The organism is Verrucosispora sp. WMMA2121 (genome assembly GCF_027460185.1).
Classification (GTDB): domain Bacteria; phylum Actinomycetota; class Actinomycetes; order Mycobacteriales; family Micromonosporaceae; genus Micromonospora; species Micromonospora palythoicola.
In genome coordinates this window covers 3,174,056-3,189,267 of the sequence record NZ_JAPZBH010000006.1, presented here as the reverse complement: position 1 = coordinate 3,189,267, position 15,212 = coordinate 3,174,056, and the positions used below count along the sequence as shown (strand labels likewise).

At 73.1% G+C, this 15,212-nt stretch carries 12 protein-coding genes; 3 read left to right on the top strand and 9 right to left on the bottom strand.

What is annotated here, in order from left to right; translation table 11 throughout:
* Positions 1–49 precede the first annotated feature (49 nt).
* The 3 genes from O7605_RS23265 (at position 50) to O7605_RS23255 (ending at position 3,681) form a co-directional block, all read left to right on the top strand.
* Positions 50–706, top strand: a complete 657-nt coding sequence (locus O7605_RS23265) for a response regulator transcription factor (RefSeq protein ID WP_269741122.1) — start codon at positions 50–52, stop codon at positions 704–706.
* 121 nt (positions 707–827) lie between these two features.
* Positions 828–2,927 carry a M14 family zinc carboxypeptidase gene (locus O7605_RS23260; RefSeq protein ID WP_269741121.1) on the top strand — a complete coding sequence of 700 codons (2,100 nt, stop codon included), beginning with the start codon at positions 828–830 and terminating at the stop codon, positions 2,925–2,927.
* Between the two features lie 85 nt (positions 2,928–3,012).
* Complete coding sequence (locus tag O7605_RS23255; RefSeq protein ID WP_269741120.1) at positions 3,013–3,681, top strand: fasciclin domain-containing protein; 669 nt, start codon at positions 3,013–3,015, stop codon at positions 3,679–3,681.
* An 81-nt stretch (positions 3,682–3,762) separates the two neighbouring features.
* Here the strand turns inward: O7605_RS23255 and O7605_RS23250 are convergent, their stop codons facing one another.
* From O7605_RS23250 to O7605_RS23210, 9 genes are all read right to left on the bottom strand, one after another.
* Positions 3,763–5,046 (bottom strand): citrate synthase, encoded by a 1,284-nt coding sequence (locus O7605_RS23250; protein WP_269741119.1) that lies wholly within the window; start codon positions 5,044–5,046, stop codon positions 3,763–3,765.
* A 239-nt stretch (positions 5,047–5,285) separates the two neighbouring features.
* A complete protein-coding gene (locus O7605_RS23245; protein ID WP_269741118.1) occupies positions 5,286–7,418 on the bottom strand; it encodes a sulfatase-like hydrolase/transferase in 2,133 nt (710 codons plus the stop codon).
* Complete coding sequence (locus tag O7605_RS23240) at positions 7,415–8,890, bottom strand: class I SAM-dependent methyltransferase (RefSeq protein WP_269741117.1); 1,476 nt, start codon at positions 8,888–8,890, stop codon at positions 7,415–7,417. The genes O7605_RS23245 and O7605_RS23240 overlap by 4 nt, the downstream gene beginning before the upstream one ends.
* 9 nt (positions 8,891–8,899) lie before the next feature.
* Positions 8,900–9,049, bottom strand: coding sequence for a hypothetical protein (locus O7605_RS23235; protein ID WP_155220336.1), 150 nt, complete (start codon positions 9,047–9,049; stop codon positions 8,900–8,902).
* Positions 9,050–9,198: 149 nt separating this feature from the next.
* Positions 9,199–10,422 (bottom strand): glycosyltransferase, encoded by a 1,224-nt coding sequence (locus tag O7605_RS23230; protein WP_269741116.1) that lies wholly within the window; start codon positions 10,420–10,422, stop codon positions 9,199–9,201.
* Between the two features lie 5 nt (positions 10,423–10,427).
* The gene (locus O7605_RS23225) at positions 10,428–12,554 is read right to left on the bottom strand and encodes a glycosyltransferase family 39 protein (protein ID WP_269741115.1); all 2,127 of its coding nucleotides are present in this window, start codon (positions 12,552–12,554) and stop codon (positions 10,428–10,430) included.
* A 45-nt stretch (positions 12,555–12,599) separates the two neighbouring features.
* The gene (locus O7605_RS23220; RefSeq protein ID WP_269742725.1) at positions 12,600–14,036 is read right to left on the bottom strand and encodes a HAMP domain-containing sensor histidine kinase; all 1,437 of its coding nucleotides are present in this window, start codon (positions 14,034–14,036) and stop codon (positions 12,600–12,602) included.
* 17 nt (positions 14,037–14,053) lie between these two features.
* Positions 14,054–14,800, bottom strand: a complete 747-nt coding sequence (locus tag O7605_RS23215) for a response regulator transcription factor (protein ID WP_269741114.1) — start codon at positions 14,798–14,800, stop codon at positions 14,054–14,056.
* Between the two features lie 91 nt (positions 14,801–14,891).
* Entirely contained in the window at positions 14,892–15,116 is a 225-nt protein-coding gene (locus O7605_RS23210) for a hypothetical protein (protein ID WP_099846198.1), read from the bottom strand.
* Positions 15,117–15,212: the final 96 nt, after the last annotated feature.

Below are 15,212 nucleotides of genomic sequence, written 5' to 3'. Positions count from 1 at the left end.
CGACACACTCGCAGGCATCCGGCAGCGGTGCGGTCCGAGGAGGGCGCGGGTGCGGGTGCTCCTGGTGGAAGACGACCTGCGCGTCTCGGCGGGGCTCGCCTCGGCGCTGCGGCGGCGGGGGCACGAGGTGGTCCAGGCGGTGACGGCCGCCGAGGCGGTCGAGGCCGATCCGGTCGACCTGGTGCTGCTCGACATGAACCTGCCCGACCGCGACGGCCTGGAGGTGTGTCGGTGGATCCGCCAGCACGACGAGGGGGTCGCGATCATCGCGGTGACCGCCCGGGCGGAGGAGCACGACCGGGTGGCCGGGCTACGGGCCGGCGCCGACGACTACGTGGTCAAGCCGTTCTCGATGGTCGAGTTGCAGGCACGCATCGAGGCGGTGATGCGGCGCACCGCCCGTACCGTCCGGCCGGCGACCACGCTGTGGGTCGGTGCCCTGCGCATCGAGGTGGATGCCCGGCGGGTGCGGGTCGGTGACCGCGAGGTCGGCCTGTCCCGCAAGGAGTTCGACCTGCTGGTGGCCCTGGCCCGGCAGGCGGGCACGGTGGTGCCCCGGGACCGGTTGCAGCTCGAGGTCTGGCAGACCACCTGGGCCACCCGGCACAACCTGGACGTCCACGTCGCCGCGCTGCGCGGCAAGCTGGACGACCCGGGTCTGGTGGAGACGGTACGCGGCGTCGGCTACCGGCTGCGCGTCACCTGACCGGCCGACCAGTCGCCGGCAACCTCAGAGCATCCTCAAGAATCCCAGCTCGCGACCCCGTGGCCGGGTGAGGGCGGGTGTGCTGTGCGTACCCAGCCATCCCTCCTGTTTGGAGATCCCCTTGAGATACAGACGGACAACGGCCGGTGTCTTCTCCGCTCTGCTCGCCGTCACCCTCGCGGCGACCGCACAACCCGCCCGGGCGACGACGGCGGCCGAGCCGCACCAGGTGCAGGACCTCACGGTCGTGCCGGGCGACGGGTACGCGACCCTGGCCTGGACGCCGGTCGACGGGGCCACCGATTACCAGATCGAGCGCACCCCGGTCGCCGAGGACGGCACCGCCGCCGGAGCATCGGTGATCGTCGGCGTCTGGCGGCCCAACCGGCAGATCAACAACTCGGCGCCGACCTTCGCCGACGCCGGCTTCGCCCCCGGCAACCGGTTCCAGTGGCGGGTCCGAGCCCGCCTCGACGGCACCGAGCAGCCGTACTCGAACCCGGTCAGCGACATCACCCGGGGGCACTGGGGCGACCCGGACGTGCCCGGCCAGAGCCTGCGTACCCAGTGGGAGACCACGTTGGGCGCGCAGTACACGGACGACGTGAACGAGTACGCCTACACGGCGGCGATCGACGAGTTGAGCGACCGGGTTCGGGTGGTCGAGATCGGTCGCACCGTACAGGACCGGCCGATCAACATGTTCGTCATCGGTCACCCCACCCCACCGGCGACCCCGGAGGCGGTGGCCACGACGAACCCCCTGGTGGTCAACTGCAACGTGCACGGCAACGAGCCCGGTGACCGCGAAGCATGCCTGATCATGGCCCGGCAGCTGGCGTTCACCGACGACCCGACCACGCTCGGCCTGCTGTCGAGGACCACCATGCTGATCGTCCCGACGATCAACGGCGACGGTCGGGCGGCCAACAGCCGGGGCAACTCCACCGGGCAGGACCTCAACCGGGACTACTCGCTGATCCGTCAACCGGAGACCCAGGCGTTCGTCGAGATGGTCCGCGACTACCGGCCGATCGCCAGCTACGACGGTCACGAGTACGGCAACGCCAACACCGGCGACCTGCCGATGCTGCCGCCCCGGCACCAGAACGTGGCACAGGGGATCTTCGACCGGTCGCAGCACATGATCGAGGGACACATGTACACCCAGGGCGCCCGGGACGGCTGGTGGGCCTGCCCGTACGGGTGTACCGGGGCCAACGTCGGCCTCGGCGAGGAGACCATCCTGCGCAACACCCTCGGGCTGAAGAACGTGGTCAACTCCCTGCTGGAGCTGCGCAGCTCGGGCGGGCCCACCCGGCCGGACGAGGGCAACACCGCCAACAACCGCCGACGCAAGACGTACTCGGCACTGTGGACGTTCCACCAGTTCCTCGCGTACCACGGGGCGAACGTCGGTGCCATCACCGCCGCCCGCGCCGAGGCGATCAGGTTCCAGTCGGCGAACACCGGCCGGATCGTCTTCCGGGGCTCGCGCCCGATCGAGGCGTACCCGGCGCCGCACCCGGGCGACACACCGCCGCCGCTGGACGCACCGAGTGCGGACCAGATCCTGGCGCAGCCGCCGTGCGCGTACCAGCTAACCGAGGAGCAGTACCACGGTGCGCGTACCGACGGCCCGGCCGGCCGGCAGACCACGGTGGCCGAGCGGCTCGCCGCGCACGGCTGGACGGTGGTCAAGGTGGCCGGCGGCTACCTCGTACCGCTGTCCCAGCCGGAGCGGGGGCTGGTGCCGCTGCTGCTCGACGAGCAGGCCGCCGAGGGCCTGGTGGCCGGGGAGCGGATCGCGCCTACGCGCACCGGCACCCACAACGGCCCGCTGACGGTCACCGGCGTGGCCTGCCTCGCCGACGCCACCGTCCGGGGGCCGGTCCGGGTCCGGCCCGGTGCCACCCTGATCGTCAACGGTGGCTCGATCAACGGTCCGGTGGACGCCGCCGGCGCGGCCGGTCTCGTGCTGACCGCCGGCACCGTCAACGGCCCGGTGAACGTCACCGGCACGACCGGTCCGGTCCTGCTGGTCGGCAATCGGATCAGCGGCCCGGTCAACGTGGTCAACAGTGCGGGCGTCGCCCCGCTGCTGGCCGGCAACACCGTCAACGGTCCGCTGGGCTGCACCGGCAACGCCGCCGCCCCGGTGAACATCGAGGTCGCCAACGCGGTCAGCGGCCCACGGTTCGACCAGTGCGCGCGGCTGTGATCCGTCGAGCCTGACCCCTGTCGTACCGGCGGGCCGGACCCGCGCCCGGCCCGCCGGTACGTCCCGACGCAGGAGTGGAGACACCATGACCGACACCGACTCCGCGACCGCGAGGCCGGCATTGCGCCGGACCCTGCCGATCGCCGGTGCCGCCCTCGCCGCCGTGCTGCTCGTCGTGGTCGGCAGCACGGCCGACGGCGGCACCGGCGGGGCCGACGCCGGGCCGGCCGGAACCGCCGTGACCGGGCCGCTGTGCGAGCTGCTGCCCGCGGGCACCGAACCGGGCAACCCCGCCTCGCTCGCCGACCAGCCCGCCGGCGAGGCGCTGCGGTGGATTCCGGTGCTCACCACCTTCGAGGCGGCGGTACGCGCCACCGGCCTCGCCGAGGAGTTGACCCGGGAGGTGACCATCCTGGCGCCCACCGACGACGCGTTCGCCGGGAAGTTCTCCCGGACCAATCTCGACGAGCTGCTCCTGCGCGACACCGACGAGCTGCGCGGGCTGCTGCGCGATCATGTGGTCGCCGGGGCGCTGCCGGTGGCCGGGCTGGTCGCCGCCGGCACCGTGACCACGGTCGCCGGCACCCGGCTCACCGTCACCGGTGTCGGGCCGGGCGCCCGCCTCGGCGACCGGGCCGAGACGGTGTGCGCCGACTACCGGGCCGGTGCCGCCCGCATCCACGTCGTCAACGAGGTGCTCGGCGACCTGCCGACCACTGCCGGTCAGGACGACGACGGTCATCCGGCGCACTGAACACCGCACGACGACGGCCGCCGTACCCGTGGTCCGGGTGCGGCGGCTGTCGTCGTGCGGGCTGCGTCAGGTTGCTCGCGGTCAGCGCTGCTCGACGGGGAGGTAGTTCCGCTCGGCGGCACCGGTGTAGACCTGCCGCGGACGGCCGATCTTGGTCTCCGGGTCGTTGATCATCTCGCGCCACTGGGCGATCCAGCCCGGCAGCCGACCCAGGGCGAACAGCACGGTGAACATCTTCGTCGGGAAGCCCATGGCCTTGTAGATCAGGCCGGTGTAGAAGTCGACGTTCGGGTAGAGCTTGCGCGAGACGAAGAAGTCGTCCGCGAGGGCGATCTCCTCCAGCTGCATCGCGATGTCCAGCAGCGGATCCGGCTTGGCCATCCGACCGAGCACGTCCTGCGCCGCCGTCTTCACGATCGCGGCCCGCGGGTCGTAGTTCTTGTAGACCCGGTGGCCGAAGCCCATCAGCTTGACGCCGTCCTGGCGGTCCTTCACCTTGCGGACGAACGACTGCACGTCACCGCCGTCGGCCTGGATGCGCTCCAGCATCTCCAGCACCGCCTGGTTGGCGCCGCCGTGCAGCGGGCCGAACAGCGCGTTGACGCCGGCCGAGACCGAGGCGAACAGGTTGGCGTTGCTGGAGCCCACCAGCCGCACCGTCGAGGTGGAGCAGTTCTGCTCGTGGTCGGCGTGCAGCACGAAGAGCATGTCCAGCACCCGGGCGATCACCGGGTCCACCTCGTACGGCTCCGCCGGCACACCGAACGTCATCCGCAGGAAGTTCTCCACGTAACCCAGGGAGTTCTCCGGGTACAGCAGCGGCTGCCCGATCGCCTTCTTGTACGCGTACGAGGCGATGGTGGGTACCTTCGCCATCAGCCGGACCGTGGACATCTCCACGTGCTCGGCGTCGAACGGGTCGAGGCTGTCCTGGTAGAAGGTGGAGATGGCGCTGACGGCCGAGGAGAGCACCGCCATCGGGTGGGCCTCCCGGGGGAAGCCGTCGAAGAAGCGCCGCATCTCCTCGTGCAGCAGGGAGTGCCGACGGATCCGCTCGGTGAACTCGGTCAGTTCCTGGGTGGTCGGCAGCTCACCGTAGATCAGCAGGTAGGAGACCTCCAGGAAGGAGCTCTTCTCGGCCAGCTGTTCGATCGGGTAGCCCCGGTAACGCAGGATGCCCGCGTCACCGTCGATGTAGGTGATCGCGGACGAACAGGCGGCGGTGTTGACGAACCCGGGGTCGTACGTCGTCAGCCCGGTTTCCTTCAGCAGCTTGCCCACACCGATCCCGGCGGGGCCCTCGACCGCGGAATGTACCGGCATCGACAGCTGCCCGCCGGGGTGATCGAGCTTGACTTCCGTCATGTGGTTCCTCGCTTCGCCGGCAGATCTACGTTGAATTGCCTTCGCTTCTACCGTAATTGCGGTTGCGGCGACACCGCCCCTCGTGGTTCGGCGGTGAGGCATGCGTCACCCGATTCCCGACCGAAGCGCTGGGAAACCCGGACGGCGGGGACGGACAGCCACGAAAGGCACACGTGATGTGCAACCAGGCGACGTGATCGGGACCGATCCGGCACGTACCGGCCGCGCCGTCCGACCGGTCAGGAGATCGACAGCTGGCGCAGCCGACCGTCGGGGTCGACCAGGTAGAGGTCCAGCCGGTTGGCGCCGGCCCGGAAGAGCCGGTCGTCGGCGAGCAGGGCCGCGAAGCGTCGGCCGCCCGGGTCCGGCGCGACCACCGGCACCACCGTCGCGACCGTACCGTTGACGGCCACCGCCAGTTCGGTGCCGTCGGTGACCTCGTCGCCGACGGTGCCCCAGATCATCCCGGGCAGCACACCCTCGTCGGGATCGACGGCGCGGAGGGCGCCCAACCCGCCGACCCGGGCGCTGCCGGCGGCCGGCGCCGCGCCCACGGCGGTGCCGATCAGCCGGTGCGGGGGTGCCGGTGGCGGCGCGACCGGCACCCCGCCGCTGATCGGCATCGGTTGCGACGGCCGGTCGTAGAAGACCTTGCCCGCGTCGGTGCGGGGTGCCTGTCGGGCGGACCGACCGTCGACCCGCCAGGGCAGCCGGATGGCGGCCTCCTCGGCGACCGTCGGCAGCAGGTCGACGTGTTGCCAGTTGCGGTCGTCGACCCGCCCGCCGCGCTGGCCGGGTGTCTTCACGAACAGCGGCACCCAGGCCACCTCGTCGGCGGCGGCTCGGATCGCGTCCTCGCCGCGTCCCTGCACCCCCTTGGTGAAGCTGACCCCGTGGTCGGCGGTGACCACCACCAGCGCCTCGTCCCACAGGCCGCTGGCGCGCAGCGTACGCATCGTCTCGCCGATCAGCCGGTCGGTGTAGCCGAGCTGGGCGAGGTGCCGGGCGCGGGCCAGGTCCACCCAGCCGTCACCCTCGTTGGGGAAGTCCTCCGGGGCCTCGTACCGTGCGCCGGACGGCAGGAACGCCCACGGCGAGTGGGGCATCAGCAGGTGCAGGAAGTGCAGCGTCGGTCGCGCCGACGGGGTCAGTCCGTTGAGGAAGCTGGTGAACCGGGCCGGCTGGTTGACGTTGAGGCTGTCCCAGCGGAACTTCGGGTCGGTCGGCACCGGCTCGGCGGCGTCGACACCGGCCTCCGCCGCGGTGCGCTCGCGGTAGGAGTCCTCCGGGTCGATCCGACTGTCGTGCGGGGCGGTCAGCTGACGCAGCAGCCCTGCCGTCTCCCGTACCAGCACGCCGATCCCCTGCTCCGGGGTGACCGGCTGCTCGCAGCGGCTCGGTGGGCAGAGCCGGGTGATGCTCTCCTCGGCGCGGATGTCGTAGAGCCCGCCGAAGGCGGTGAAGAGGTTGTCCGGGTAGTGCGAGTAGTGCGGGGCGACCGGCTCCGCCGGGTAGCGGCCGGTCAGCATCGCCGGCAGCGCGTACGGTGTCCAACCGCTGACCCCGGTCGCGTTGCGGTACCAGGTCGAGGCGGCGGCCAGCTCGGCGAAGTGCGGAAACCGGGTCGCGTCGACGCCACCGGCGGCGTCGAGCAGGGAGACCAGCGGAAGTTCGTCGAGGATCAGCATGACCACCGGCGGGTGCCGGTTGCCGGTCGCCGTGCCCGCCACGCCGCCGTCGCCGAGCGGCAGCACCACCGGCCCGGTCGGCGAGGCGAACAGGAACAGCCCGACGAAGATCGGCGGGCCCGCGGCCGCCAGGCGCAGCACCCGGCCGAGGGCCGTCCAGCGCCGGTGGGCGACGGCCGCGCCGGCACCGACCGCCAGCGCCACCAGCAGCAGCGGTACGCCCCGCAGCGGCGTGGTGTGCCGGCCCACCTGCACCGCCAGCGCCGCGACCAGCAGTCCGAGCAGCAGGCTGTGCGTCACCATGCGCGCCGCGGCTCCGGCCAGACCGGCGAGCAGGCCCACCAGCCCGAGCGCCACCGTCGGCACCACCGCGACCAGGCTCACCAGCAGCAGGATCTCACCCCGGTCGGCGCGGTGGAACAGGAAGAAGTCCGGGCTGCGGCCGAGGATGTCCAGCAGCGGTTGGGTGACCACCAGTCCCACCAGCGCGGTGACCTCCAGCAGCCGCCGGCCCTCGGCCCGCCAACCGGCCCAGCCCCGCCACCGCCGTACGGGCGGGGCCGGCTCCCGGGGCGCGCCCGGAGACGCGGATCCGTCAGGCGTCGGATCGCCGTCGAGGGTGTCGGCGGGCCGGGCGGCACCGCGGCTGCTCGCCTCGGCTCCGGTGCCGGGGCGGTCGGTCACGGAAGCGCCACCCGGTACAGGGTGCGGGTGCCCGAGGGCAGCTCCAGGCGATCCTCGACGGTGCCGTGTTCGGCGAGCAGCGTCTCGAAGGCGTCCCGGCGGTAGTCGGGGAAGATGCCGTCGGGCTTGTTGGCCAGCAGCCGGGCCGCCATCGGGTCGTCCGGGTGGACGAACTCGACCACCAGCCGGCCGCCGGGTGCGGTGAGGCCGGCGAGGCAGGCCACCACCTCCGGCAGCGGCACGTTGCGCCCGATCGCCAGGTGGTGCACCAGGGCCAGGGCGAGCACGGTGTCCGCGTCGGCCCGGGCGGCGAACGAGGCCCGCTCGATACCGCGCCAGCCACCTCCGGGGGACGGGTCGGCCAGATCCATCACCAGTGGCAGCACGTGCCGTTCACCCTCGCCCCGCAGGGTGCGGTACAGCCGGTCGACCACCGCCGGGTCCTGCTCGACGGCGACCACGTAGTCGGCGTGCCGGGCGGCGAGCCGGGCGTACCGTCCGTCGTTGGCGCCCAGGTCGAGCACGAGCCGGCGCCGACCGGCGGCGCTCAGCGCGGCGACCACGAAGCGCTCCTTGCTCGCCCGGTCGTCGCCGGAGTAGCCGCAGGTGTGCTGGTAGTCGACCCAGTGGGTGGCCGGCGGCTGATGGTCCAGCCGGCGGACCAGCTTCTCCAGCCCCCGCACGGTGGCGACCGCCAGCTCACGGGTGTAGCCGGCGTCGCGCAACTGGGCGCGTACGTCGGCGGTGCTGGTGGCGGCGCTGCGGCGCTGCACCGAGCCGTGCAGGTGGACGTGGGTGAGCACCCCGGGCAGCAGCCGGCGGGTGCCCCGGAACAGCGGTCCCATCTGCTCCGGCTCGATGCCGTCGACCCGGGCCCGCAGCCACGGCTGGAAGGCCAGCCCCAGGTGGGCGCCGAGCATCAGCGGGTAGAGCAGCGTCTGGCAGAACTGCCGGTAGCCGGCCCAGGGTTCACCGTCGCGCAGCGGGGTGAACGACCCGACGTCGATGAAGACCGGCTCGGTGCCGCGCCACTGGAGGTTGTACGCCGAGCCGTCCTTGGTGGTGAAGCCCGCCGGCAGGGCGGCCCGGAGAATCTCCAGGTGCAGCAGCGCGGCGTCGCGCAGCATGGCGAAGGACCATTCGTACGGGTGTGAGACGAACGGGACGCGCTCGTGCCGCAGCACCGTCGCCCAGCCCGACGCCGCCGGACCGGACGGCAGTTCCCGCAACGGCGACTCCGCCGGCAGTTCCTCGGTGCCGCAGACCTTGCCGGCGGCGAGCAGCGGCGGAAAGAAGCTGCTGGCGGCGAGGGCACGCCAGTCCTCGGCGGCGGTCCGGTCGAGCGCGCGCAGCACGTCCTCGCCGGCGTGGAACACCCGGTTGGCCGGGTCGCGGAACGAGCCGGGTTCCGGCCGGGGGCCGACGTGCGGCGGGGCCGGCCGTGGCGACCGGCCAAGGTCCGGGATCACCATCGGGTCGGGTCAGCTCTGGTCGGTGGGCTGGCGGCGGAACCGGCTGACGAGCCTGCGCCAGTAGAGCTTGGCCGCCACCGCGACCCCGGCGATTCCGCCGACCACCGCCTGCACGATCAGGCTGCCGGATCCCGCGTCCAGGTAGGCCAGGTGGTTCACCGACCGCTCCTTCCCTATGCCGTCACAAACCGACTCCGACCGCCGTAGCTCACATTTCGGATACGAGCGGCCTGGCCGGACCTATGCCACCGTACGCCGCCCATCACCCCCAGTCGGTCACAACCGCCCACTTCCCCGGGAAAAGGGGTTCAGGGGTGGTGGTGCATGGCTAGGCGGAGGAGGACGAAGCGGAGCACGGTGGCGGCGAGGTTGGCCGCCACCAGCACCGCCAGTTCCACCGCCCGGCCGGGATCGGCGGCGGCGTGCAGGGTGGCCAGCGAACCGCTGGTGAGTGCGAGGCCGAGGGCGAACGCCAACAGTCCCTGCGCGTGGTGCCGGGCGCCGTGCCGGCGTCCGGTGATGCCGAAGGTGAGCCGCCGGTTGGCGGCGGTGTTGGCCACCGCGGTGAGCAGCAACGCCAGCAGGTTCGCCGGCTGGGCACCGAGCGAAGTCCGGATCAGCGTGAACAGCAGCAGGTACGCGCAGGTGCTGGCCACCCCCACGACGGCGAACCGGACCAGTTGCCGGGGCAGTCCGGCGGGCGCCGGCTCCGGCGGTGCTGCCAGCGGCGCCCGGCCGAGCTGCGCTCTCAGCTCGGCCAGGGGCAGCGCACCGGTCAGCAACGCCCGGCCGAGGCGACCGATGCCGCGAAGATCGGCCAGGGCGGTGGCGACCACGTCGACCCGGCTGTCCGGGTCGTCGATCCAGTCCACCGGCACCTCGTGGATGCGCAGCCCGGCCCGCTGTGCCAACACCAGCAGCTCGGTGTCGAAGAACCAGCCGGCGTCCTGCACCAGTGGCAGCAGCTCGCGTGCCACGTCCGCCCGGATGGCCTTGAACCCGCACTGCGCGTCGGAGAACCGGACGGCCAGGGTGCCGCGCAGCAGCAGGTTGTACGTCCGGGAGATGACCTCCCGCCGGGCACCGCGCACCACCCGGGCGGTACGCGCCAGCCGGGTACCGATGGCCACGTCGGAGTGACCCGAGATCAGCGGCGCGACCAGCGGCAGCAGCGCCGCCAGATCGGTGGAGAGGTCCACGTCCATGTACGCCAGCACCGGCGCGTCCGACGCCGTCCAGGCCGCCCGTAGGGCCCGGCCACGGCCCTTGGCCGCCAGGTGCCGTACCCGGACCTCGGGCAGCTCGGCGGTGAGGGCCTCGGCCACGGCCAGGGTGCCGTCGATGCTGGCGTTGTCGGCGATGGTGATCCGGAACGGGTACGGGAAGTGCTCGGCGAGGTGGCCGTGCAGTCGTCGGACGCACGGGCCGAGGTCGACCTCCTCGTTGTGGACCGGGACGACGACATCCAGCACCGGGGTCGACGTGCCGGGTCGGGCGGGCACGGCGGTCCGGGACTCGATCGAGGTGATCATCGCGGTCACCCCTGCCTTCCGCTGCTCACGTCGTAGAGGCTGACCTCGTCGACGGTCTGCGCCGGGAAGTTCGCCGCGACCCAGGCGGCGATCTCCGAGGAGGCGGAGCTACCGCCGTTGGTGTTCCGGAAGCCACCCCCGCCGACGAACCAGTGGATCCTGCCCTCGGCGACGTACCGCTGGAACTGCTCCAGCGTGGGCGACGGGTCGCTGCCGTTGAAGCCGCCCACCGCCATCACCGGCCGGCCGGTAGCCAGCTGGTAGCCGGAGGCGTTGTTGGAGCCGACGGTGGCCGCGATCCAGGTGTAGTCGTCGCCGTCGCGTTCGAGCAGCTCCCGCAGTTCGGCGCTCGGCTCGCGGGAGTCGAGCAGACCGCCCGGGCCGCCACGGTTCGCTCCGGTCCGTCCGGCCGCACCCGGTCCACCCCGGACCTGATCGGAGGCCGCACCGCCGGGAACCTGACGGCCCTCGGCCGGGCCGGTGGCCGGTCGCCCGTCGGTCCGGCCGGTACCGGCGCTGGTACCCGGCGGGTCGAAGCCGGACCGACCGTCGCCGGGCCGACCGGTGCCGTCGAAGCGGCCGGACGGACGGCCTGCGTCGGGGCCGGCGGTGATACGTCCGCCCCCGCCCGGTCCGAAGCCGCCGCGCGCCTGGGGACCGGCCGCCGGGATCGCGCCGGTGTGCGGGGTGGCCGCGGTCTGCATCGCGTACGCGGCCGGCCCGACCAGCGCCACCGCCGCACCGACCAGCAGTGCCGGGACGGCCGCGCGCCGGACCAGCCGGTGGGCCAGCAGCAGCGCCGGCACCGCGATCAGCCCGCCGGCCAGGACGGCGGTACGGAGCCACGGGTACCACTCGGCGGTACGGCCCAGAAGCGTCGCCGACCACACCGCGGTGACGGCGACGGTGCCGGCGAGGACCAGGGTGGACGCGATCCGGCGCGCCCTCGACGCGACGGTGCGGGCCTGCCAGAGCAGGGTCGCGCCGATGCCGACCAGCGCGGCGACCGCCGGTGCCAGCGCCACCGTGTAGTACTCGTGGAAGATGCCGGACATGTAGCTGAAGATGCCGCCGGTGACCAGCAGCCAGCCGCCCCAGAGCAGCAGCCCGGCCCGCGCCCGGTCGGTACGCGCCGCCCGGCCGGCCAGCGCCAGCCCGGCCACCAGCAGGATCAGTGCGGCCGGCAGCAGCCAGGAGATCTGCCCACCGACCTGCGTACCGAACATGCGCAACGGGCCGGCCTGCCCGGAGAACGGGCCGCCGCCACCGCCGACGCTGCCCACCTCGGTGCCGGTGATCCGGCCGAGGCCGTTGTAGCCGAGGGTCAGTTCCAGCACGCTGTCGGACTGCGACCCGCCGATGTAGGGGCGGTGCTCGGCGGGCACCAGCTCCACCACCAGCACCCACCACCCGGCGGCCACCACCACCGCCAGCCCGCCGATCAGCACCTGCCGCAGCCGGCGGCCCGGCGTGGTCGGCGCGGCGACCAGGTACACCGCCGCGAAGACCGGCAGCACCAGGAACGCCTGCAGCATCTTGGTCAGGAAGCCGAAGCCGACCAGGGTGCCGGCCAGCACCAACCACCGGGTGCTCGCCGTCTCCAGGGCGCGGACCATGGCGTACGCGGCGGCGACCAGCAGCAGCACCAGCAACGCGTCCGGATTGTTGAACCGGAACATCAGGGTGGCCACCGGCGTCACCGCGAGCACCACGCCGGCGATCAGGCCGGCGACCGGCCCGTACCATCGGCGCACCGCGGCGTACAGCAGGCCGACCGTGGCCACCCCGCAGAGTGCCTGCGGCACCAGCAGCGCCCAGCTGTTCAGACCGAACAGGCGGACGGAGAGCGCCATCAGCCACAGCGACGCGGGTGTCTTGTCGACGGTGATCGAGTTGGCCGCGTCCGACGAGCCGTAGAAGAAGGCCGTCCAGTCCTGCGAGCCGGCCTGCGCCGCGGCGGCGTAGTAGGAGTTGGCCCAGCCGGAGGCGCCCAGACCCCACAGGTAGAGCAGCCCGGTGGCCAGCAGCAGCGCGGCCAGGGCCGGCCGCACCCAGGCGGGGTCCGGCCTCGCCGGGGTCGGCGACGCGGTGGATGCACCGGTCGGGTGCGACGGGTTGCCTGTGTTGTCCATGCCGGCCAGCCTCGGCCGGGCAACTGTCGGGTCGCCGTGCCTCGCCTATGCGTGGGCTGTGGAGTTGGGCAGCCGGACGGTGAACACGGTGCGGCCCGGCCGGGAGTCCAGGGCGACGGTGCCGTGGTGCGCCTCCACCACGGCGACGACGATGGCCAGGCCGAGGCCGGTGCTGCCGTGCGCGCGGGACCGGGAGCTGTCGCCGCGGGCGAAGCGTTCGAACACCTCCGGCCGCAGCTCGGGAGGTACCCCGGGGCCGTCGTCGGCCACGCTGATCTCGGCGGCTTCGCCGGTTCGGCGCAGGCTGGTGGTGACGGTGCTGCCGGGCGGTGTGTGCACCCGGGCGTTGGTCAGCAGGTTGGCCAGCACCTGGTGCAGCCGGGCGGGGTCGCCGGGCACCCGGATCACCGTCTCGGGCAGGTCGAGCTGCCAGCGGTGCTCGGGGCCGGCCACGTGCGCGTCGCTGACGGCGTCCACCACCAGCGCGGTGAGGTCGACCGGTTCGACCGCGAGGGGTCGACCGGAGTCCAGCCGGGCGAGCAGCAGCAGATCGTCGACGAGGCTGGTCATCCGGGTGCTCTCCGACTCGACCCGGCGCAGCGCGTGGGCCACGTCGGTCGGCACCTCGTCCCGGCCCCGGCGAGCCACCTCGGCGTAGCCACGGATCGCCGCCAGCGGGGTACGCAGTTCGTGACTGGCGTCGGCGACGAACTGGCGTACCCGGGTCTCGCTGGCCTGCCGGGCGGCGAGGGCGGCGGCGACGTGGCCGAGCATCCGGTTGAGCGCGGCGCCGACCTGGCCCACCTCGGTACGCGGGTCGGTGTCGGCGGCCGGCACCCGGTCGGAGAGCGCCACCTCGCCCCGGTCGAGCGGTAGCTCACTGACCCGGGCTGCGGTGGCGGCCACCCGGCGCAGCGGGCGCAGCGTGGCCCGGACGATCAGCGCCCCGGCGGTGCCGGCGACCAGCAGGCCGACGGCGGTGACCCCGGCCTGCGCGGCCACCAGCGCCCAGACGGTCTCCTGCACGCCGGCCAGCGGCACGCCCAGCACCCGCACCGTCCCGGTGGCCGACCGCCGGGCCACCACCCGGTAGCCGCCCCGCTCGCCCAGGCCGACGCTGTGCGCCCGGCCGTCGGTGGGCACCTCGGCCAGCGCCCGCACCTGGTCGACCGGTACCGACTGCTCCTGTCGACCGACAAGCGTCCACGCCTCGGTGACCCGGCCGTCGACGACCTGGGCGCTGATCGTGCCGGGCGGGAAGCCGCGCGGCACCCGCACATCGCCCCACGGGCCGGTGCCGGGGCCGGGTTCCCACGGCGCGGTGGGCCGCCCGCCGGGCGTGAAGCGCAACTGCTCGTCCACCCGGGAGATCAGGAACTGCCGCAGCGCCACGGTGGTGAGACCGCCGATGGCCAGGCTGACCACGGCGAGCAGCGCCACCAGGGTCAGCACCAGGCGGGTCCGCAGCGACCAGCCGGCCAGCCACCGGCGCACCCCGGTCACTCCGCCGGCTTGAGCAGGTACCCGGCTCCGCGCAGTGTGTGGATCATCGGCTGGCGGCCGGCGTCGATCTTCTTCCGCAGGTACGAGATGTACAGCTCGACGACGTTGGCCTGGCCACCGAAGTCGTAGTTCCACACCCGGTCGAGGATCTGTGCCTTGCTGAGCACCCGGCGGGGGTTGCGCATCAGGTACCGCAGCAGCTCGAACTCGGTGGCGGTGAGGGTGACCAGTTGCCCGTCCCGGCGTACCTCGTGGCTGTCCTCGTCGAGGGTGAGGTCACCCACGGTGAGCATCGCCTCCGTACGGGTGGCCACCGCGAAGCCGGAGCGGCGCAGCAGCGCGCGCAACCGGGCGATGACCTCCTCGAGGCTGAACGGCTTGGTCACGTAGTCGTCGCCGCCGACGGTCAGCCCGGCGACGCGCTCCTCGACCGCGTCCCGGGCGGTGAGGAAGAGCACCGGCACGCTATCGTTGTCCGCCCGCAGCTTGCGCAGGACCTGGAGACCGTCCAGGTCGGGCAGCATCACGTCGAGCACCACCGCGTCGGGTCGGAACTGTCGGGCGGCGCGTAGCGCCGCCATGCCGTCGGCCGCCGTACGCACCTGCCAGCCCTCGTAGCGCAGCGCCATCGACAGCAGGTCGGTCAGGGTCGGCTCGTCGTCGACGACCAGCACCCGGACCGGCTCACCGTCCGGTCGGCGCAGCTCCACCCGATCCAGTCCGGCACCGTCGGAGATCCTCATGGCTGCCATGGTGCTGCCGCGCACTTGGTGGCGCTTGTGTGGCGGCTGTGTGCCAGCTGTGCGGTCGGGCCGGGGTGCGGTCGGTGTCGGGTCACTCGGTCACGCCGACCGGGTCGGTCCGGACGAAACGCATGGACCAGGTTCCCGAGCCGTCGGGGCGTTGCCGCACGTAGAGATGGTCCGCTGCCGGCGTGGGCGCCTCCTGGGGGCGGCGCAGCACCCACAGTCGTGGTGGGGTGCCGTCCGGGCCGGCCGGCAGCGACCGGACCAGGTCGTGGGCCGGACCGCCGACGAAACGTACGGTCACTTCACTCATCACGTTCCGCCTCCAGCCCGCCCGGCGCGTCGGGCGTCCCGGCTCGCACGCTAACGCACCAGCCGCCGTCCGAGGCGGGTTTGCCCTGATCGGACC

Bases quoted from the DNA above. Each gene is read 5' to 3' on its own strand.
- O7605_RS23255 (WP_269741120.1), top strand. From the start codon at position 3,013: ATGACCGACACCGACTCCGCGACCGCGAGGCCGGCATTGCGCCGGACC.
- O7605_RS23250 (WP_269741119.1), bottom strand. From the start codon at position 5,046: ATGACGGAAGTCAAGCTCGATCACCCCGGCGGGCAGCTGTCGATGCCG.
- O7605_RS23240 (WP_269741117.1), bottom strand. From the start codon at position 8,890: ATGGTGATCCCGGACCTTGGCCGGTCGCCACGGCCGGCCCCGCCGCAC.
- O7605_RS23230 (WP_269741116.1), bottom strand. From the start codon at position 10,422: ATGATCACCTCGATCGAGTCCCGGACCGCCGTGCCCGCCCGACCCGGC.
- O7605_RS23225 (WP_269741115.1), bottom strand. From the start codon at position 12,554: ATGGACAACACAGGCAACCCGTCGCACCCGACCGGTGCATCCACCGCG.
- O7605_RS23215 (WP_269741114.1), bottom strand. From the start codon at position 14,800: ATGAGGATCTCCGACGGTGCCGGACTGGATCGGGTGGAGCTGCGCCGA.
- O7605_RS23210 (WP_099846198.1), bottom strand. From the start codon at position 15,116: ATGAGTGAAGTGACCGTACGTTTCGTCGGCGGTCCGGCCCACGACCTG.